Origin of the sequence: Streptomyces formicae (assembly GCF_002556545.1) — a bacterium.
GTDB lineage: Bacteria > Actinomycetota > Actinomycetes > Streptomycetales > Streptomycetaceae > Streptomyces > Streptomyces formicae_A.
Map to the genome: position 1 here is coordinate 6,386,041 of NZ_CP022685.1, position 19,255 is coordinate 6,405,295.

15 protein-coding genes are annotated in these 19,255 nt (G+C 70.9%); 9 read left to right on the forward strand and 6 right to left on the reverse strand.

The window, feature by feature from the left end:
- Positions 1-59: 59 nt before the first annotated feature.
- Positions 60-1,760 (forward strand): acyl-CoA mutase large subunit family protein, encoded by a 1,701-nt coding sequence (locus tag KY5_RS28135; RefSeq protein ID WP_098244843.1) that lies wholly within the window; start codon positions 60-62, stop codon positions 1,758-1,760.
- Between the two features lie 200 nt (positions 1,761-1,960).
- Positions 1,961-3,055, forward strand: a complete 1,095-nt coding sequence (locus tag KY5_RS28140) for an alpha/beta fold hydrolase (protein WP_324964922.1) — start codon at positions 1,961-1,963, stop codon at positions 3,053-3,055.
- 12 nt (positions 3,056-3,067) lie between these two features.
- Here the strand turns inward: KY5_RS28140 and KY5_RS28145 are convergent, their stop codons facing one another.
- Positions 3,068-4,471, reverse strand: a complete 1,404-nt coding sequence (locus tag KY5_RS28145) for a sensor histidine kinase (protein ID WP_098244845.1) — start codon at positions 4,469-4,471, stop codon at positions 3,068-3,070.
- Entirely contained in the window at positions 4,468-5,211 is a 744-nt protein-coding gene (locus tag KY5_RS28150; RefSeq protein WP_098244846.1) for a response regulator transcription factor, read from the reverse strand. Before KY5_RS28150 ends, KY5_RS28145 begins: the two co-directional genes overlap by 4 nt.
- Before the next feature lie 64 nt (positions 5,212-5,275).
- Here KY5_RS28150 and KY5_RS28155 point away from each other — a divergent pair, with 64 nt between their 5' ends.
- Both KY5_RS28155 and KY5_RS28160 read left to right on the forward strand, forming a co-directional pair.
- Positions 5,276-6,457, forward strand: coding sequence for a UDP-N-acetylglucosamine--N-acetylmuramyl-(pentapeptide) pyrophosphoryl-undecaprenol N-acetylglucosamine transferase (locus KY5_RS28155; RefSeq protein WP_098244847.1), 1,182 nt, complete (start codon positions 5,276-5,278; stop codon positions 6,455-6,457).
- Positions 6,454-7,479: a GDP-mannose 4,6-dehydratase gene (locus KY5_RS28160; protein WP_098244848.1), complete on the forward strand. Its 1,026-nt coding sequence runs from the start codon at positions 6,454-6,456 to the stop codon at positions 7,477-7,479. The genes KY5_RS28155 and KY5_RS28160 overlap by 4 nt, the downstream gene beginning before the upstream one ends.
- 129 nt (positions 7,480-7,608) lie before the next feature.
- Here KY5_RS28160 and KY5_RS28165 read toward each other — a convergent pair whose 3' ends face one another.
- Positions 7,609-8,241, reverse strand: a complete 633-nt coding sequence (locus KY5_RS28165; RefSeq protein WP_098247522.1) for a TetR/AcrR family transcriptional regulator — start codon at positions 8,239-8,241, stop codon at positions 7,609-7,611.
- Positions 8,242-8,553: 312 nt separating this feature from the next.
- Between KY5_RS28165 and KY5_RS28170 the strand changes: the two genes are divergently transcribed.
- The 4 genes from KY5_RS28170 to KY5_RS28190 all read left to right on the forward strand — a co-directional run bounded on the left by KY5_RS28170 (position 8,554) and on the right by KY5_RS28190 (position 12,912).
- Complete coding sequence (locus tag KY5_RS28170) at positions 8,554-9,534, forward strand: tetratricopeptide repeat protein (protein WP_098244849.1); 981 nt, start codon at positions 8,554-8,556, stop codon at positions 9,532-9,534.
- 646 nt (positions 9,535-10,180) lie between these two features.
- A complete protein-coding gene (locus KY5_RS28180; RefSeq protein WP_098244850.1) occupies positions 10,181-10,801 on the forward strand; it encodes a DUF6230 family protein in 621 nt (206 codons plus the stop codon).
- Positions 10,802-10,970: 169 nt separating this feature from the next.
- A complete protein-coding gene (locus KY5_RS28185; protein ID WP_098244851.1) occupies positions 10,971-11,537 on the forward strand; it encodes a DUF6114 domain-containing protein in 567 nt (188 codons plus the stop codon).
- Entirely contained in the window at positions 11,527-12,912 is a 1,386-nt protein-coding gene (locus KY5_RS28190) for a hypothetical protein (RefSeq protein ID WP_098244852.1), read from the forward strand. Before KY5_RS28185 ends, KY5_RS28190 begins: the two co-directional genes overlap by 11 nt.
- A 96-nt stretch (positions 12,913-13,008) precedes the next feature.
- Here KY5_RS28190 and pyk read toward each other — a convergent pair whose 3' ends face one another.
- The 3 genes from pyk to pta all read right to left on the reverse strand — a co-directional run bounded on the left by pyk (position 13,009) and on the right by pta (position 17,841).
- Positions 13,009-14,439, reverse strand: a complete 1,431-nt coding sequence (gene pyk / locus KY5_RS28195) for a pyruvate kinase (RefSeq protein ID WP_098244853.1) — start codon at positions 14,437-14,439, stop codon at positions 13,009-13,011.
- 73 nt (positions 14,440-14,512) lie between these two features.
- Entirely contained in the window at positions 14,513-15,727 is a 1,215-nt protein-coding gene (locus KY5_RS28200; RefSeq protein ID WP_098244854.1) for an acetate kinase, read from the reverse strand.
- A 26-nt stretch (positions 15,728-15,753) separates the two neighbouring features.
- The gene (gene pta / locus KY5_RS28205; RefSeq protein ID WP_098244855.1) at positions 15,754-17,841 is read right to left on the reverse strand and encodes a phosphate acetyltransferase; all 2,088 of its coding nucleotides are present in this window, start codon (positions 17,839-17,841) and stop codon (positions 15,754-15,756) included.
- A gap of 278 nt (positions 17,842-18,119) precedes the next feature.
- Here pta and KY5_RS28210 point away from each other — a divergent pair, with 278 nt between their 5' ends.
- The gene (locus tag KY5_RS28210) at positions 18,120-19,145 is read left to right on the forward strand and encodes a 6-phosphofructokinase (protein WP_098244856.1); all 1,026 of its coding nucleotides are present in this window, start codon (positions 18,120-18,122) and stop codon (positions 19,143-19,145) included.
- Positions 19,146-19,255 lie beyond the last annotated feature (110 nt).

A 19,255-nucleotide genomic window follows, 5' to 3' on the forward strand; every position in this document is an offset into this window, starting at 1 on the left:
ACAGGTCCGTGGCGGTTTGGCATCGACATTTACTAGGACGTCCTAGTAAATTCGAAGGCATGGACGCTGACGCGATCGAGGAAGGCCGCCTCCGCTGGCAGGCCCGTTACGACAAGGCCCGCAAGCGCGACGCGGACTTCACCACGCTCTCCGGCGACCCGGTCGAGCCCGTTTACGGGCCCCGCCCCGGCGACTCGTACGACGGCTTCGAGCGGATCGGCTGGCCCGGGGAGTACCCCTTCACGCGCGGGCTCTACCCCACCGGGTACCGGGGCAGGACCTGGACCATCCGCCAGTTCGCGGGCTTCGGCAACGCCGAGCAGACGAACGAGCGCTACAAGATGATCCTGGCCAACGGCGGCGGCGGGCTCTCCGTCGCCTTCGACATGCCGACCCTGATGGGCCGCGACTCCGACGACCCGCGCTCGCTCGGCGAGGTCGGGCACTGCGGCGTCGCCATCGACTCCGCCGCCGACATGGAGGTCCTCTTCAAGGACATCCCGCTCGGCGACGTGACGACGTCCATGACGATCAGCGGGCCCGCCGTGCCGGTCTTCTGCATGTACCTCGTCGCCGCCGAGCGCCAGGGCGTCGACCCCGGCGTCCTCAACGGCACGCTGCAGACCGACATCTTCAAGGAGTACATCGCGCAGAAGGAGTGGCTCTTCCAGCCCGAGCCGCACCTGCGCCTCATCGGCGACCTGATGGAGCACTGCGCGCGCGACATCCCCGCGTACAAGCCGCTCTCGGTCTCCGGCTACCACATCCGCGAGGCCGGGGCGACGGCCGCGCAGGAGCTCGCGTACACCCTCGCCGACGGCTTCGGGTACGTGGAGCTGGGTCTCTCGCGCGGCCTCGACGTCGACGTCTTCGCGCCGGGGCTCTCCTTCTTCTTCGACGCGCACCTCGACTTCTTCGAGGAGATCGCCAAGTTCCGCGCCGCGCGCCGCATCTGGGCGCGGTGGCTGCGCGACGTCTACGGCGCGCGGACCGACAAGGCGCAGTGGCTGCGCTTCCACACGCAGACGGCCGGTGTCTCGCTCACCGCGCAGCAGCCGTACAACAACGTCGTGCGCACGGCGGTCGAGGCGCTCTCCGCGGTCCTCGGCGGCACCAACTCCCTGCACACCAACGCCCTCGACGAGACCCTCGCCCTGCCGAGCGAGCAGGCCGCGGAGATCGCGCTGCGTACGCAGCAGGTGCTCATGGAGGAGACCGGCGTCGCCAACGTCGCCGACCCGCTGGGCGGTTCCTGGTACGTCGAGCAGCTCACCGACCGCATCGAGGCCGACGCGGAGAAGGTCTTCGAGCAGATCAAGGAGCGGGGGCGCAGGGCCCATCCGGACGGGCAGCACCCCATCGGGCCGATCACCTCGGGCATCCTGCGGGGCATCGAGGACGGCTGGTTCACCGGCGAGATCGCCGAGTCCGCCTTCCAGTACCAGCAGTCCCTGGAGAAGGGCGACAAGCGGGTCGTGGGCGTGAACGTCCACCACGGCTCCGTCACCGGTGACCTGGAGATCCTGCGGGTCTCCCACGAGGTGGAGCGGGACCAGGTCAGCGAGCTCGCGGAGCGCAAGGGGCGGCGGGACGACGCGAAGGTCCGTGCCTCGCTGGACCGGATGCTGGCCGCGGCCCGCGAGGGCTCGAACATGATCGCGCCCATGCTGGACGCGGTGCGGGCCGAGGCGACGCTCGGAGAGATCTGCGGAGTCCTCCGGGACGAGTGGGGCGTCTACGTGGAGCCGCCGGGCTTCTAGCCCTTTCGATCGACTGCGGGCCGGCGGGGAGCCCCTTCAGGGGCGCGGGGAACTGCGCGCCCAGCCCCCACTGCCCCGCAGATGAGGACAAACCGGGGCGATCGTCCCTCATCCAGATGGCTGGCGTGAATTCATAGGTTTAAGGCCCAGGGGCCAGGGCAGGCGCGGCCGGTCAGCCTGTCCTGCCCCTGGAGTCACCCTTGAGCTCGAACGGTCACGCCCGCACCGCCGCCTTCGCGATAGGCGCCGCCACCTGCACCGTTCTCGGTGCGCTGCTCGTCGGCGGCTCCGGTGAAGTCAGTGCGAGCCCGCCGCCCGAGCCGAAGGTTCAGGACGAGTTCGATTCGCTCGGCCCCGCGGTGCGGGCGGCCAAGCTCTCCGACGGGCGCACGGCGCACTACTCGGACACCGGTGAGAAGGACGGCAAGCCCGTGCTGTTCATCGGCGGCACCGGCACCAGCGCCCGTGCGTCGCACATGACGGACTTCTTCCGTTCGACGCGCGAGGACCTGGGCCTGCGGCTCATCTCCGTGGAGCGCAACGGCTTCGGCGACACCGACTACGACAAGAAGCTGGGCAAGGCCGACTTCGCGAAGGACGCCATCGAGGTCCTCGACAAGATCGGCGTCGACGACGTCTCGGTGATCGCGATCTCCGGTGGCGGCCCCTACGCCGCCGAGCTCGCCGCGCGGGCCCCCGGCCGGATCTCGCAGCTCCACCTCGCGGCCGCCTTGCCGCCCTACGGTGACAAGCCGGCCTACTGCGGCCTGTCCGACGACGCGCTCGCCGCCGCCGTCAAGGACCAGATCAAGGACCCGCGCAAGTGGTGGGCCTTCCCCGACGACAGCCCGGTGAAGTCGATTCCCGGCTTCGCCGACACCGCGTACGAGGAGGGAGCGCGCACCTACAACCAGCGCGGCCAGCAGGCCGACCCGGCGCCGCAGGTGCACGAGCAGAAGCTGTACTGCCAGCGCCCCGGGCCCGACCTGTCGAAGCTGGACGCCCCCGTCTACCTCTACGGCGGCAAGAAGGACACCACCGTGCCGCCGTCGACGCTGAAGACGTGGCAGGAGGCGCTGCCGGGCAAGGCGAAGGTGCGGACGTACGCCGACTCCGGCCATGACGTGCAGTACCGGCACTGGGACCAGATCCTGGTCGATCTGGCCGGGCACGGGGACCGTACGGTCGTGTGCAAGGGCGGCAGGACGCGGGTGCTCGTCGCGCGTGAGGCCGACCGGTTCGTCGACAAGGGCAAGGCCACGCTGGGCAGCTGCGCCTGGGTCAAGAAGAAGTAGCAGTCAGCGGGGTCAAGAAGAAGCGGGCAGGGTCAGACGGAACAGCGCGCCGCCGCCCGGGGCCCGTTCCGCCGTCAGCTCCGCGCCGTGCGCGTGCGCGATCTGGCGTGCCATCGCGAGGCCGAGGCCCGATCCCGGCAGGGCGCGGGCCTTCTCGGCGCGGTAGAAGCGGTCGAAGACGTAGGGCAGGTCCTCCTCGGCGATGCCGGGGCCGTGGTCGCGCACGGTCAGGGACGTGGGGGTCAGCGCGACCTCGACGGGGGCGCCGGGCGGGCTGAACTTGGCGGCGTTGTCGAGCAGGTTGGTGAGCAGCCGTGACAGGCGCGCCGGTACGCCGGGGACGCTGAGGTCCGCCGCCTCCGGTGCGACCTGGAGGCCGAAGGGGACGGCGGGCCAGTGGCCGCGGGCGGCGTCGACCCCGTGGGCGACCAGGGGAGCGAGCCGCACTTCCTCCAGGAGGGGCTGAGGCTCCTCCTCCCTGGCCAGTTCGATCAAGTCGTTGACGAGCCCGGTGACTTCGCGCAGTTGGCGGCCGAGCGCGCCGGACGCCCGGTCGCGCTGAGCATCCGTCAGGCGCTCGGCCTTGGCGAGGAGTTCGGCGTTCGTACGCAGTGCGGTGAGCGGCGTGCGCAGCTCGTGCGAGGCGTCGGCGACCAGGCGGCGGCGGGCCGCGACGGACTCCTCCAGTTCGGCGAGCATGGTGTTGAACGTGGCGGCCAGGCGGGTGACTTCGTCCTGGTGGCCTTCGCGTCCCGGCGGGCCGGGGGGCAGTTCGATGCGGTGGCGGGCGTCGCGGGTGGCCGCGATGCGTTCGGCGGTGGCGGTGAGGCGGGTGATCGGTGCGAGGCCGGTGCGCGAGACCCAGTAGCCGCCGAGTCCGGAGAGCAGCACTCCGGCGCCGCCCACGGCGGCGAGCAGGGACGCGGCCTGGCTGACGCCGCGTTCGGCGATGTCGGCGCGCAGGGCGACCTGGACGGCCTCGCCGTCCTTGCCGAACGTGGTGGTGTACATCCGCCCCGGCTTACCGCCGGGGAGGGTGAAGTTCGAGTAGTACGGGGCCTGTTGACCGGCGGCGACGCGGCGGGTCGGCTGCGTCACGGGCAGCAGGTACGGCTTCGACGGGTCGTCCGCGGAGTCCTCGGGGACGATCTGCGAGCAGGCGGGGGCGCCCAGGAAGCGGCACTCGCCCGTCACGACGCCGGGCCCCTCGATGCGGTGCTGCTGGGCGATGAGCCCGGCGGACTGCGCGAGGTTCTGGTCGAGTTGCTGGTAGAGCTTGTAGCGGATCACGAAGAACGCGGCGGCGCACACCCCGATCGCCACCAGTGCGACGGCGGCGGCCGCCATCAGCGCCAGTCGGGTGCGCAGCGGCCTGCGGCGCTGCCAGCGCGCGCCGAGCCTGCGCCGGGCGCTCACGGGGTGCCGAGCCGGTAGCCGACGCCGTGCACGGTGTGCACCAGGCGAGCCTCGCCGCCCGACTCCAGTTTGCGGCGCAGGTAACCGACGTACACCGCGAGGGAGTTGGAGTCCGGGCCGAAGTCGCGGCCCCAGACCGTGCGCTGGATGAGGTCGCGCGGCAGGACCTGGCCCGCGTTGCGCAGGAGCAGTTCGAGGAGGGCGGCCTCGGTGCGGCTGAACTCCACGGCGCGCCCGCCCCGGCGGCCGGTGCGGCTGACCGGGTCAAGGACCAGATCGCCGTACGAGAGGGCGTCGTCGTCGCGTTCGGGCTGCTCGGGCGTCACGCGGCGAAGCAGCGCCCGGACGCGGGCCACCAGCTCGTCGAGGGCGAACGGCTTGACCAGGTAGTCGTCGGCGCCCGCGTCGAGGCCGTCGACGCGCTCGCTCACCGAGTCCAGGGCGGTGAGCACGAGGACCGGGGTGCGATCGCCCGCCGCGCGCAGCTGGCGGCAGACGGCGAGGCCGTCCATGACCGGCATCAGGACGTCGAGGACGAGCAGGTCGGGCTGCCAGCGGGCGACCGCGAGGAGCGCGCGGTGGCCGTCGGCCGCGCCGCGGACCCGGTGGCCCTCGATCGTGAGGGCGTCCTCCACCGCGGCGCGCACCTCGGGGTCGTCGTCGACGACGAGGATCTTGTGGGGCGCCGGTTCCGCGCCGCCCGGTGGGGCGCCCTTGCCGGGCGCGCTCGTGAAGCTCATGCCCCCACGGTGCCAAACGTGCTTCTTAAAACCCTCTTAGACCCTCTCGTAATGCTCCATTGCCATGCGAACCTCTCACTCCGGTCCCGCGGATCGTCCGGGCCGCTCCCGTCTCTCCGTCGTGATCGGTGCGGGCGGCACCGGCGGCCACATCTATCCGGGCCTCGCCCTCGCCGACGCGCTGCGCCGGGCCGTGCCGGACGCGGTGATCTCCTTCGTCGGCACGGAGCGCGGCCTGGAGACCCGGCTGATACCGGACGCCGGCTACCGCCTGCACACCGTCGACATGATCCCCTTCGACCCCTCGCTCGGCGCCCGCCGCTACCTGCTGCCCGCCGCGCTGGTGAAGTCGGGCGCCCAGTGCCGGACCATCCTGCGCGAGCAGGGCGCGCAGGTCGCCGTCGGCATGGGCGGCTACCCGAGCGCCCCCGTCATCGTCGGCGCCCGCATGGCGGGCCTGCCGAGCCTGATCCACGAGTCCAACGCCGTGCCGGGCCGCGCCAACCGGTTCGCGGCCCGCCTCACCCCGAACATCGCGGTCGCCTTCGACCGCAGCCGCGCCCATCTGCCCGGCGGCGAGCGCGCGTTCACCACGGGCATGCCCATCGCGGCGCCGCTCGCCGCCCTGGACAGGACCGCGCTGCGGGCCGAGGCGCGGCGGGCGCTCGGCGTGCCCGAAGGGCGGCGCCTGGTCCTCTTCAACGGCGGCAGCCTGGGCGCCAAGCGCCTCACGGAGGCCGCGCTCGGGCTCGCCGCGCGCTGGCAGGGGCGGCCCGACGTGTATCTGCTGATCAAGACGGGCCCCGCGGCCCTGGACGAGGCGCGGGACCGGCTCGCGTACGAGGGCGGCGGTGGCGTCGCACGGGCCGTGCCCTACCTCGACCGCATGGACCTCGCCTACGCGGCCGCCGACCTCGTCGTCTGCCGCGCGGGTTCGGCGACCGTCGCCGAGCTCGCCGCGACCGGCGTGCCCGCCGTCCTCGTGCCCTACCCGCACGCGCCGGGCGACCACCAGACCCACAACGCCCGGGTCCTGACCGACGCGGGCGCGGGGCTCCTGCTGCCCGACGAGGAGACGACCGCGGAGCGCCTCGCCGACCTCGTGGGGCCGCTGCTCGTGGACCCCGCGCGGCTCGCCGCGATGAGCGGCGCCGCGGAGCCGGGGCCGCACGCCCGCGCCGCCGACCTGCTCGCCGAGCGGGTCCTCGGACTCACCCACCACACACCCCACCTGGAGTACGCATGAGCACCTCTTCCCCGCAGGACTTCTCCCGGCAGGACTTCTCCTGGCAGGACCGCACCGTCCTCGTCACCGGCGCCGAGGGCTTCATCGGCTCGACGCTCGTCGACCTGCTGCTCGAAGCGGGCGCGAAGGTCCGGGCGTTCGTGCATTACAAGCCGTACGCCGAGAAGGGGCACCTGGCCCATCTGCTCGGCGACCCGAGGGTCGAGATGCTCGCGGGCGACGTGCGGGACGCCGGGCGCGTGATGGACGCGGTCGAGGGCTGCGACACGGTCTTCCACCTGGCCGCGCTGATCGGCATCCCGTACTCGTACGACTCGCCGGGCGCGTACGTCCAGACGAACGTGGTCGGCACCGAGAACATCGCGGAGGCGTGCAGGCGGCACTCCGTGCGGCGGCTCGTCCACACCTCCACCAGCGAGGTGTACGGCACGGCGCTCACGGCGCCGATCAGCGAGGCGCATCCGCTCCAGCCGCAGTCGCCCTACTCGGCTTCGAAGATCGGCGCCGACATGATGGCGCTGTCCCACTGGCACGCGTTCGAGCTGCCGGTGACGGTGGTGCGGCCCTTCAACACGTACGGTCCGCGGCAGTCGGCCCGTGCGGTGATCCCCACGATCCTGGCCCAACTGCACGCCGGTGCGCGGGAGATCAAGCTCGGCTCGCTGACGCCGACTCGCGACTTCACGTATGTCACCGACACCGCGCGGGGGTTCATGGCGCTCGCGGTGGCCGATCGGGCGCTGGGGCACGCGGTGAACCTGGGGGTCGGACGGGAGATCTCCATCGGCGATCTGGCTCAGGCGCTGATCGTCGCGTCCGGGCGTGAGGCGTCCGTGGTCGTCGACCCCGCGCGGCTTCGCCCTTCGGGCAGCGAGGTGGAGCGGCTTCTGTCGGACAACTCGCGGGCCCGCGAGTTCTCCGGGTGGGTCCCCGAGGTCTCCTTGGCGGAGGGCCTCAAGCTGACGTCCGCCTGGGTCGCCGAGAACCTGCACCTCTTTGCTCCTGAGCGGTACCAGGTCTGACCTTTCGCCGCGGGCCGGTGGGGGCTGCGGTCGGCACGGCCCCGTCAGGGGCGCGGGGAACTGCGCGAGCAAGCGAAGCGCGCCCTCACCCGCCGTGCGACCGTCGGCGGCAGACGCGACCGCGCGCCCTTACGGGGCGTCGGCGGCCGCCGCCAAGCCGCCCAGGAGGAGCAGGGTGAAGCGGCGGGCCCATTCGGTGTCCACCGGTTCCGCGCTGACCAAGGCGCGGTGCACCACCGCTCCCGCGATCACGTCGAAGATGAGGTCGGCCGTGCGGGCGGCGGAGACGGGGTCCGGCTCGGCGGGGAGTTCGCCGCGCTCCTGGGCCCGCGCCCGTCCGGCGAGGACCAGGCGCTTTTGGCGGTCGACGATGGACGTGCGGATCCGCTCCCGCAGCGGCGCGTCCGTCGTCGACTCCGCGACCACCGCCATCAGCGCCGTCTTGGTCTCGGGGCGCCCGAGCAGCAGCGCGAACTGGAGGACGACGCCCTCGATGTCCGCGGCGAGGCTGCCCCTGTCCGGCAGTTCCAGCTCGTCGAAGAGTTCCGCGACCGCGTCCACGACCAGCTCGCTCTTGCCCGCCCAGCGCCGGTACAGGGTGGTCTTGGCGACGCCAGCGCGCGTGGCCACGTCGCTCAGGGTCAGCTTGGACCAGCCGAGTTCGACCAGGCCCTGACGGGTCGCCTCCAGGATCGCGGCGTCGGCCGTCGCGCTGCGCGGGCGGCCTCCGGTGCGGGCGGGAGGTGTGATGCGGCTCTGCATGCCCGCGACCATACCGGCCAGTACGGATGGGGTCGGGGTGCCGCGTGAGCGAGATCACCGCGGCCGTCTTCCCACGTCCGGGGCGCGCCAGTTACGCTACGACGCGTAGCGAAAGCAGATGGGCGCGGCGAACGGCGCACTCCTACGCCCATGAGCGAGAGCCACGAGAGACAACCACATGTGCGGGGTGGGGACCCCGCGTCAACCACCGGTCCTCCTCGGGACCTTGAACCGAGCCCCACGCATGCCCCGTAATCCGGCGGAGGCTGCGGACCGGCACGGTTCCCGCACGGCTTGGGGGAGGATGTACTCATGCAGCCACGGAACATGTCCATGAGTGGAGTCGTCGACCTCGCCGCGGTGAAGGCGGCCCAGGAGGCCAAGGCGAAGGCGGAGCAGGCGCGCGCCGAAGCGGCCAGGCAGGGCGGTGGTGCCCCGGCCGGCGTCTCACCGGCGAGTCTCGTCATCGACGTCGACGAGGCGGGTTTTGAGCACGAGGTCCTGCAGCGTTCCGCCGAGGTCCCGGTCGTCATCGACTTCTGGGCCGAGTGGTGCGAACCGTGCAAGCAGCTGAGCCCCCTCCTCGAGCGCCTCGCGCAGGAGTACAACGGCCGCTTCCTTCTTGCCAAGATCGACGTCGACGCCAACCAGATGCTGATGCAGCAGTTCGGGGTCCAGGGGATCCCGGCCGTCTTCGCTGTGGTGGCCGGGCAGGCCCTGCCCCTCTTCCAGGGCGCGGCCCCCGAGGCGCAGATCCGCCAGACGCTCGACCAGCTGATCCAGGTCGGCGAGGAGCGCTTCGGCCTGACCGGTCTGGTGGTCGACCCGGACGCGCAGGGGCAGCAGGCCCCGGTGGCGGCCGAGGTGCCCGCGGGTCCTTACGACGCGCTGCTCGAAGCGGCCGTGCGGGCGCTGGACGCGGGCGATCTGGCCGGCGCGGTGCAGGCGTACAAGAACGTGCTCAGCGACGACCCGGGCAACACGGAGGCCAAGCTCGGCCTCGCCCAGGCCGAACTGCTCCAGCGCGTCCAGGGCCTCGACCCGCAGCAGGTCCGCAAGGACGCGGCCGACCGCCCCGCGGACGTCGCGGCGCAGATCGCCGCGGCCGACCTGGATCTGGTCGGCGGCCACGTCGAGGACGCCTTCGGGCGCCTCATCGACGCGGTCAAGCGCACGGCGGGCGACGACAGGGACGCCGCGCGGGTGCGCCTGCTCGAACTCTTCGACGTGGTGGGTTCGGACGACCCGAGGGTGACGGCGGCGCGCACGGCGCTCGCGCGGGTGCTCTTCTGACGCCTGCACCCACCCCTCGGCTGACCAGTCCCTAAACGCGGGGGCTTGTGATGCCCGAGTGAAAACCTCGCCCCCAGGCGTCACAGCGGCCGCGCTTTACCAAAACTTGGTAAACGCGGCCGCTGTTACTTGGAGTAAGACGACGCGGTCCTTCTGACCCCATTCGGCCGCCGATGCCCCGTTCTGCTCCGGCCCATTGAGCCACCGTCCGTGCTCGACCGATACCGCGCGGTCGCGCTTCGGTTATCCCCCCGTTACTAGCGAGTAACGAACCCCCTTGTGCGGGGGCCGAGAATGCACCACGATCGGCGACGCTCGGTCCAATAACCCGCAGCCCGACAGCCAATCGGGGAGCGGCGTTTCTGGGTCCCCACCGAGCAGGCCGGTGACGCCGTCGCCGGTCTTGGACAGGGGGGTCTCTGCCGGTTCCGGCAGGGCCTGTCCGCGAGGTTGTGCGTGATGCGTCAGGCGCGACCAGTGGTTGTCGCTCGGGGGTGATCGCCGGTGATGTGTGGTGCGGTTGTGCGCCTCCGAAGCGGGCGCTCTCCTTCCCGAGGACGTAGCACTTCTCCCATCCCTGCCCGGCTGAACCGCCCGAACGGGAGCAGTCAGGGCCGGAGATGTACGTCCGAGAAGGAGGAAAGTCATGGAATCCGTGGCTCGTGGCGGAACCAGATGGAAGCGGTTCGCCGTAGTCATGGTGCCGAGCGTCGCGGCGACTGCCGCGATAGGCGTGGCCCTGTCCCAGGGTGCGCTCGCGGCATCGTTCAGTGTGTCCGGTCAGCAGTTCAAGGTGACCGCCAAGACGCTCGACGGTACGGGGTTCGTCCAGTACGGCGCCCTCGACAGCGGAAAGTCGGGCAACCACCCGGTGTCCGTCGTCGGCATCGAAGAAGCGAAGATCACCAACCTCTGCCAGTCCGTGGTCGTTCCGGTCCCGGTCTTCGGCGACGTGTCGATGGTGCTCAAGGCCGGCGGCAAGGGTCACGACCGGGTCGAGGCCAAGAAGCTCTACATCGACGCCGACAGCATGAAGGTCGCCAAGCCGACCTTCAACAACGTCGACATCGGTGTCTCGGTCGACCAGACCACCAAGGGGCCGGGTCCGGCCAAGGGCGACAAGTACGCCCCGGACTCGTTCGCTCAGCAGGCCGAGTCGGTGCACTTCGAGGGTGTCCAGCAGCGCGCGTGGGCGACCACCGCCGGCACCTTCAAGCTCTCCGGCCTCGGCATGTCGGTCAAGAAGGGCAAGCACGAGTGCTACTAGGGCGGTTGACGCCCTGGTGCCGCGTACGCGGATGAGTACGCGGGTCGGTACGCATTCGATGCGATGAACGGCCGGGCGCGGGGGCGCGACGGCACACTTGCGGAGCCGTCCCCGTGCCCGACACCGCACGACACACAGAACCAACGCCATTCCCGAGGAGCTGTACGACATGAGCGCCGAAGCGCAAGTGGGACTGGGCGACAAGCTCGGCCGGATGCGCCGATCGTTCCGAGGGTGGCGCGGTCAGCGCCCGTTCTGGGGTGGTCTGCTGACACTTCTCGGCGGCATCCCGATCATGTACTTCCCGTACGCGAACCTCACGCTCGGCACGATGACGATCCGGATGGCGACCACCGCCGGAGCCGGATCGCTGATCATCGGCGTGCTGTTGGTCGTGCTCGGCCTGACCATGTGGTTCCAGCCGCTCTCCCGCGTCTTCGCGGGTGTCGCGGCGATCCTGCTCGCCCTGGTCTCCCTCGTCGTCTCCAACTTCGGCGGCTTCGTCATCGGCTTCCTGCTCGCCATGATCGGCGGCGCCCTCGGCGTCTCCTGGGCGGACGCACGGCCTGCCGGTGAGCCCGCGAAGGGAGCCGCACCGGGGTCCGGCGACCCCGTGGACGACGGGGCTCCCGAGCCCGCCGCTCCGGCGGCCGCGGGCGGGGTGAGCGGTGAGCTGGACGATCTGTCAGGAACGAGCCCGACAAACGGGACGAACGGGAGGCACCGTGCCGGCTGACGAGGTCCACCACGAGAGCTCCGCGGGGGAGCCTCGTGCGAGAACCGGGCCGCGCCACGCGGCACCCAGGAAGCCGCTCCTCACCCGGCTGCAGGTGCCCGCGGGCAAGGCCATAGCCATCGCCGCGATGCCCACCGCCGTCCTCATGGGCATGGGCCTGACCCCGACGCTCGCGCAGGCCAAGCCGGGCGTGCCGGACAACCCCTTCCAGGACGGCCCGTGCGTCACGGCGCCGGACAAGGACGCGGAGAAGGACGCCGCGGACAAGGCGAAGGAAGACGAGGCCAAGAAGGACCCCGAAGCGGCCGAGAAGGACGCGGCGGACAAGGCGAAGAAGGACGGGTCGAAGAAGGACGGGTCGAAGAAGGACGAGGCCAAGGAGCCGGATCCGTCGACCACGCCCTCCTCGGGTGACAAGGCGGGCGACAAGGCGGGTGACGAGGCGGACCCGGACGGCAAGTCCGAGCCCACGTCGAAGCCCTCCGACGGCGCGGGCGAGAAGAAGTCCGAGCCGGCCCCCGAGCCCACCGAGACCAAGAACCCCTGGGACCCGCTGGGTGTCGGCGAGGCCATCAAGGACGCCTTCACGCCCGACGAGAAGAAGACCGAGAGCCCGGAGCCGACCGAGTCGGAATCGGACGGGACCAGGACCCCCGAGTCCTCCGAGACCCCCAAGTCCCCTGAGGACAAGGCCAAGGACACGACGGACAAGGTCACCAAGCCCGTCGAGGACACGGTCGACAAGGTCGAGGACGGCCTGAAGGACGGCGCCGACAAGGCGAAGGACGGGGCCGACAAGGTCACGGACGACGCCGAGAAGGCGGCGAAGGACGCCGCGGACAAGGCCGGGGAGGACCAGGCCGAGGACCCGATGGCGCCGGACGAGAACGGCAAGAAGCCGTTCCCGTGCGTGGTCGAGAAGAAGGACGCCGGAGAGGGCGAGAAGCCCCCTGCGCCGATCCCGAACCAGTCGTGGAACCTGGAGGCCAGCTCCCTGACGCTCAAGGGCGCCGACTACCAGGGCGTCGTGAACCTGACGATGCCCAACGGCAAGACCAAGCAGGCCCTGAAGTACGTCGTCCAGAACACCGACATCGGCGACCTGCACCAGATCGTCGAGGGACCGGCCGGCAAGAAGTACCACGTCGAGGCCGCCAAGGGCTCCACGTCCACGATCCGTGGCGGGGAGACGACGATGTACACCGAGCGGATCTCCGGCAAGCTGTTCGGCCTCATCCCGATCACCTTCGACCCCGAGCACCCGCCGCCGCTCAACATCCCGCTGATCTACTTCACGGACGTGAAGGTGCAGCAGGCGGGCCAGTTCGGCGGCAACCTCACCATTCCCGGCCTGCAACAGTCGATCACCGACTAGCCGACCGGTCGCACACGGACCTTTCCGGGAGCCGCAACAAGCACCGAGGGCGCCCCCTTCCACAGGGGGCGCCCTCGGTGTCGTACGAGGCGGGGATCAGTCGCGGTCGCCGCCGCCCAGGTGGTGCACCCGGACCATGTTGGTGGTGCCGGGGACGCCGGGGGGCGACCCCGCGGTGATGACGACCGTGTCGCCGTCGTTGAAGCGGTTGAGCTTGATCAGCTCGGCGTCGACGAGCTCGACCATCGCGTCGGTGTTGTCGACGTGCGGCACGACGTAGGTGTCCACGCCCCAGCTCAGCGTGAGCTGGTTGCGGGTCGACTCGTCGGTGGTGAAGGCCAGGATCGGCTGGGCCGCGCGGTAGCGGGACAGACGGCGGGCCGTGTCACCGGACTGCGTGAAGGCGACCAGCGCCCTGCCGTCGAGGAAGTCCGCGATCTCGCACGCGGCACGGGCCACCGAACCACCCTGCGTACGCGGCTTCTTGCCGGGCACGAGCGGCTGGAGGCCCTTGGAGAGCAGCTCCTCCTCGGCCGCCTTGACGATCTTCGACATCGTCTTGACGGTCTCGATCGGGTACGCGCCGACGCTCGACTCGGCCGACAGCATGACCGCGTCGGCGCCGTCCAGGATCGCGTTGGCGACGTCGGACGCCTCGGCGCGCGTGGGGCGCGAGTTGGTGATCATCGACTCCATCATCTGGGTCGCGACGATCACCGGCTTGGCGTTGCGGCGGCACATCTCCACGAGGCGCTTCTGCACCATCGGGACCTTCTCGAGCGGGTACTCGACGGCGAGGTCGCCACGGGCCACCATCACGGCGTCGAACGCCGCGACGACGCCCTCCATGTTGGCGACGGCCTGCGGCTTCTCCACCTTGGCGATGACGGGGACCCGGCGGCCCTCCTCGTCCATCACCTTGTGGACGTCCTTGACGTCGTCGGCGTCGCGCACGAAGGACAGGGCGACCATGTCGCAGCCCATCTTCAGGGCGAAGCGCAGGTCCTCGATGTCCTTCTCGGACAGGGCGGGCACGTTCACGGCCGCGCCGGGCAGGTTGATGCCCTTGTGGTCGGAGATGACACCGCCCTCGACGACGATCGTCTTCACGCGCGGCCCGTCCACCTCGACCACGCGCAGCTCGACGTTGCCGTCGTTGATCAGGACCTGGTCGCCCTTGGAGACGTCGCCCGGCAGACCCTTGTAGGTGGTGCCGCAGATCGACTTGTCACCGGGGACGTCCTCGGTGGTGATGGTGAACTCGTCACCGCGCACCAGCTCGACGGGTCCCTCGGCGAAGGTCTCCAGACGGATCTTCGGCCCCTGGAGGTCGGCGAGGACGCCGACGGCACGGCCGGTCTTCGTGGCGGCCGAGCGGACGCGGTCGTACCGCCCCTGGTGCTCGGCGTGGGTGCCGTGGCTGAAGTTGAAGCGGGCCACATTCATACCGGCTTCGATCAGCGAGACGAGCTGCTCTTCGGAGTCGACGGCGGGGCCCAGCGTGCAGACGATTTTGGAACGGCGCATGGGGCGATCCTATCGGTTTGTTTCGCTACGGAATATTCCGTCTGGTGGAATCTACAAATGGGCGGATGTGCGCTCAGGCGTTGCGGTCGCCGACCAATGCATACGTCTGAGTGGCGATCTCCAGTTCTTCGTCGGTGGGCACCACGGCGACGGCCACGCGCGCGTACTCCGGCGAAATGAGACGGGCTTCGTCGGAACGTACGGAATTGAGCTCGCCGTCGACCGCGAGGCCGAGCTCCTCCAGGCCCGCCACGGCCGCCTCGCGCACCGGCGCCGCGTTCTCGCCGACGCCCGCCGTGAACGCGATGGCGTCCACCCGGCCGAGCACCGCGTAATAGGCGCCGATGTACTTCTTCAATCGGTGGATGTAGATGTCGAAGGCGAGTGCCGCCTCTTCGTCACCGGCATCGATACGGCGCCTGATCTCCCGCATGTCGTTGTCGCCGCAGAGCCCGATCAGACCGCTCTTCTTGTTGAGCAGAATGTCGATCTCGTCGATGGACATCCCGCCGACCCGGGCCAGATGGAAAATGACCGCGGGGTCCATGTCACCGGAACGGGTACCCATCACGAGCCCCTCAAGCGGCGTGAGCCCCATCGAAGTGTCGACGCACTTTCCGCCCCGCACGGCGCTCGCCGACGCGCCGTTGCCCAGGTGCAGCACGATCACGTTGACGTCCTCGGGCGCCTTGCCGAGCAGCTTCGCGGTCTCGCGCGAGACGTACGCGTGCGAGGTCCCGTGGAAGCCGTAGCGCCGCACGCGGTGCTCGTCGGCGGTCTTCACGTCCATCGCGTAGCGCGCCGCGGACTCCGGCATCGTCGTGTGGAACGCGGTGTCGAAGACGGCGACCTGGGGCAGGTCGGGGCGGAGCGCCTGGGCGGTGCGGATGCCGGTGATGTTGGCCGGGTTGTGCAGCGGGGCCACGGGCACCAGGCGCTGGATCTCGGCGAGCACCACGTCGTCGATCACGGTCGGCGTGGTGAACTTCAGGCCGCCGTGCACCACCCGGTGGCCGATCGCGGCCAGCTCGGGGGAGTCCAGGCCGAGGCCGTCGGCGGCCAGCTCCTCGGCGACGGCCTTCAGTGCCGCCTCGTGGTCGGCTATCGGCTCCTCGCGCTCGCGGGACCCGGCTTCGCCGGTCAGCGGGGTGTGCTTGAGCCGCGAGGTCTCCTCGCCGATCCGCTCGACCAGGCCCACGGCGAGGCGTGAGCTGTCGCGCATGTCGAGCAGCTGGTACTTCACCGACGAGGAGCCGGAGTTGAGGACGAGTACGCGCGTAGCGGTCACGGATTCGAGGCGCTTTCTGTGGGGGGTCAGGCGGAGGGCGTGGGCGTCTGGGCCTGGGCCTGGATCGCCGTGATGGCGACGGTGTTGACGATGTCCTGGACGAGCGCGCCGCGGGACAGGTCGTTGACCGGCTTGCGCAGACCCTGGAGGACGGGTCCTACGGCGATCGCGCCCGCCGAGCGCTGCACGGCCTTGTAGGTGTTGTTGCCGGTGTTGAGGTCCGGGAAGATCAGCACGCTGGCCTGGCCCGCGACGTCGGAGTCCGGCAGCTTGGTCGCGGCGACGGAGGGCTCCACGGCGGCGTCGTACTGGATCGGGCCCTCGATCTTCAGGTCCGAGCGCGTCGCCCGCACCAGCTCGGTGGCCTCGCGGACCTTGTCGACGTCGGCGCCCGACCCCGACGTGCCCGTCGAGTACGAGAGCATCGCGATCCGCGGCTCCACCCCGAACTGCTCGGCGGTGGCGGCCGCCTGGACGGCGATGTCCGCGAGCTGCTCCGCGTTCGGGTCCGGGTTCACCGCGCAGTCGCCGTAGACGAGGACCTTGTCGGCCAGGCACATGAAGAAGACCGAGGAGACGATGCTCGCCTCCGGCTTGGTCTTGATGATCTCGAAGGCGGGCCGGATCGTGGCGGCCGTGGAGTGCACCGAGCCGGAGACCATGCCGTCGGCGAGGCCCTCCTGGACCATCAGCGTGCCGAAGTAGTTCACGTCGGCCACGACGTCGTACGCGAGCTCCACGCTGACGCCCTTGTGGGCGCGCAGCTCGGCGTACTTGGTGGCGAAACGCTCGCGCAGTTCGGAGGCCCCGGGGTCGATGAGCTCGGAGTCGGCGAGGTCCACGCCGAGGTCCGCGGCCTTCTTGCGGATCTGCTCGACCGGCCCGAGCAGCGTCAGGTCGCAGACGCCGCGGCGGAGCAGGACGTCGGCGGCGCGCAGGACGCGCTCCTCGGTGCCCTCGGGCAGGACGACGCGGCGCTTGTCGGAGCGGGCCTGCTCAAGGAGCTTGTGCTCGAACATCATCGGCGTGACGCGGTCGCTGCTGGGCGCCGAGACGCGGTTGAGCAGGTCGGCGGTGTCGATGTGCCGCTCGAACAGACCGAGCGCGGTCTCCGCCTTGCGGGGCGTCGCCGCGTTCAGCTTGCCTTCGAGCGCGAAGAGCTCGGCGGCCGTGGGGAAGGAGCCGCCGGAGACGGCGACCACCGGGGTGCCGGGGGCGAGCCGGTCGGCGAGGGTGAGGATCTCCTGGCCCGGCTGTTCGTTCAGGGTGAGCAGCACGCCCGCGATGGGCGGCGTGCCCGCGCTGTGCGCGGCGAGCGAGCCCACCACCAGGTCGGCGCGGTCGCCGGGGGTGACCACCAGGCAGCCGGGGGTCAGGGCGTTCAGGAAGTTCGGCAGCATCGCGCCGCCGAAGACGAAGTCGAGCGCGTCGCGCGCGAGGCCCGCGTCGTCGCCGAGGAGCACGCGGCCGCCGAGCGCGTGGGTGATCTGCGCGACCGTGGGCGCGGAGAGCGCGGGCTCGTCGGGCAGCACGTAGCAGGGCACCGGCAGCCTGGCCTCGAGCCGCTCGTGTATCTCGTCGCGGTCGGCGGGCGCCACCCGGTTGGTGACCATCGCGAGGACGTCGCAGCCCAGGCTGTCGTACGCCCGGTAGGCGTTGCGCGTCTCGGCGCGCACCGACTCGGCGGTCTGGTTCTTGCCGCCGACGACGGGGAGCACGGAGGCGCCGAACTCGTTCGCGAGGCGCGCGTTCAGCGCCAGCTCGTCGGGGAGCTGGGTGGCGGCGAAGTCCGTGCCGAGCACGAGGACGACCTCGTAGTCGCGGGCCACCCGGTGGAAGCGGTCCACGAGCTGCGAGACCAGCTCGTCGGTGCCCTGCTCGGCCTGGAGCGCGGACGCCTCGTGGTAGTCCATGCCGTACACCGTCGCGGCGTCCTGCGAGAGGCGGTAGCGGGACCGCAGCAGGTCGAAGAGGCGGTCGGGCCCGTCGTGGACGAGCGGGCGGAAGACGCCGACCCGGTCGACCCGGCGGGTGAGGAGTTCCATCACTCCCAGCTCGACGACCTGGCGGCCGTCGCCGCGGTCGATCCCGGTCACGTACACGCTGCGCGTCACGCGTGCTCTCCCCTTCGTCGCTGTCCTGTGGCCGCCCGGCGCGGGCCGCCGTGCGAGCTGGACAAAATACCCGATATCGCTGCTGTGTCCTCTTGACAATACCTCTGCGGCTGGCTAGGTCGCCCGCCGGACGAAAGGCCCTGACTCAAGGGCCATAAGGCCCCTGCCCCGGGATCGCACGCGCATCCGTCGGACACGCGTGAGCGGCGACCCCCTCCCGGCCGTGGAACAATCGGATCGGCTCACAAGTACCAACAGCGAGCAGGAGACACAGCGCGATGCGTATCGGAATTCTCACCGCGGGCGGCGACTGCCCGGGCCTCAACGCAGTGATCCGGTCGGTCGTGCACCGCGCCGTCACGCACTACGGCGACGAGGTCATCGGCTTCGAGGACGGCTACGCGGGCCTGCTCGACGGGCGCTACCGCCCCCTCGACCTGAACGCGGTCAGCGGCATCCTGGCCCGCGGCGGCACGATCCTCGGCTCGTCCCGCCTGGAGCGCGACCGGTTCCGCGCGGCCTGCGAGAACGCGCCCCAGCTCGCCAAGGAGATCGGCTTCGACGCGCTGATCCCGATCGGCGGCGAGGGCACCCTGACGGCCGCCAAGATGCTGTCGGACGCGGGCCTGCCCGTCGTCGGCGTCCCGAAGACCATCGACAACGACATCTCCTCCACGGACCGCACCTTCGGCTTCGACACGGCCGTCGGCGTGGCGACCGAGGCCATGGACCGCCTCAAGACCACCGCCGAATCGCACCAGCGCGTGATGGTCGTCGAGGTCATGGGCCGCCACGCGGGCTGGATCGCCCTGGAGTCCGGCATGGCCGGCGGCGCCCACGGCATCTGCCTGCCCGAGCGCCCCTTCGACCCCGCCGACCTGGTCGCCCTCGTCGAGGAGCGCTTCTCGCGCGGCAAGAAGTTCGCGGTGATCTGCGTCGCCGAGGGCGCGCACCCACAGGACGGCACGATGAACTACGGCAAGGGCGCGATCGACCAGTTCGGCCACGAGCGCTTCCAGGGCATCGGCACGGCCCTCGCCTACGAGCTGGAGTCCCGCCTCGGCAAGGAGGCCAAGCCGGTCATCCTCGGCCACGTCCAGCGCGGCGGCACCCCCACGGCCTACGACCGCGTCCTCGCGACCCGCTTCGGCTGGCACGCGGTGGAGGCGGCGCACCGCGACGAGTACGGCAAGATGACGGCGCTGCGCGGCACGGACATCACGATGGTGCCGCTCGCGGAGGCGGTCACCGAGCTGAAGACCGTGCCGAAGGACCGGATGGACGAGGCGGAGTCGGTCTTCTAGCGTTTGCGCTTCGCTGGATCTGGCCGTGATGTGCCGTCGTTCTTCTGCGGCGCCGTTGTGGCTGGGCGCGCAGTTCCCCGCGCCCCTTACGGGGCCCTTGGCCCCGGCCG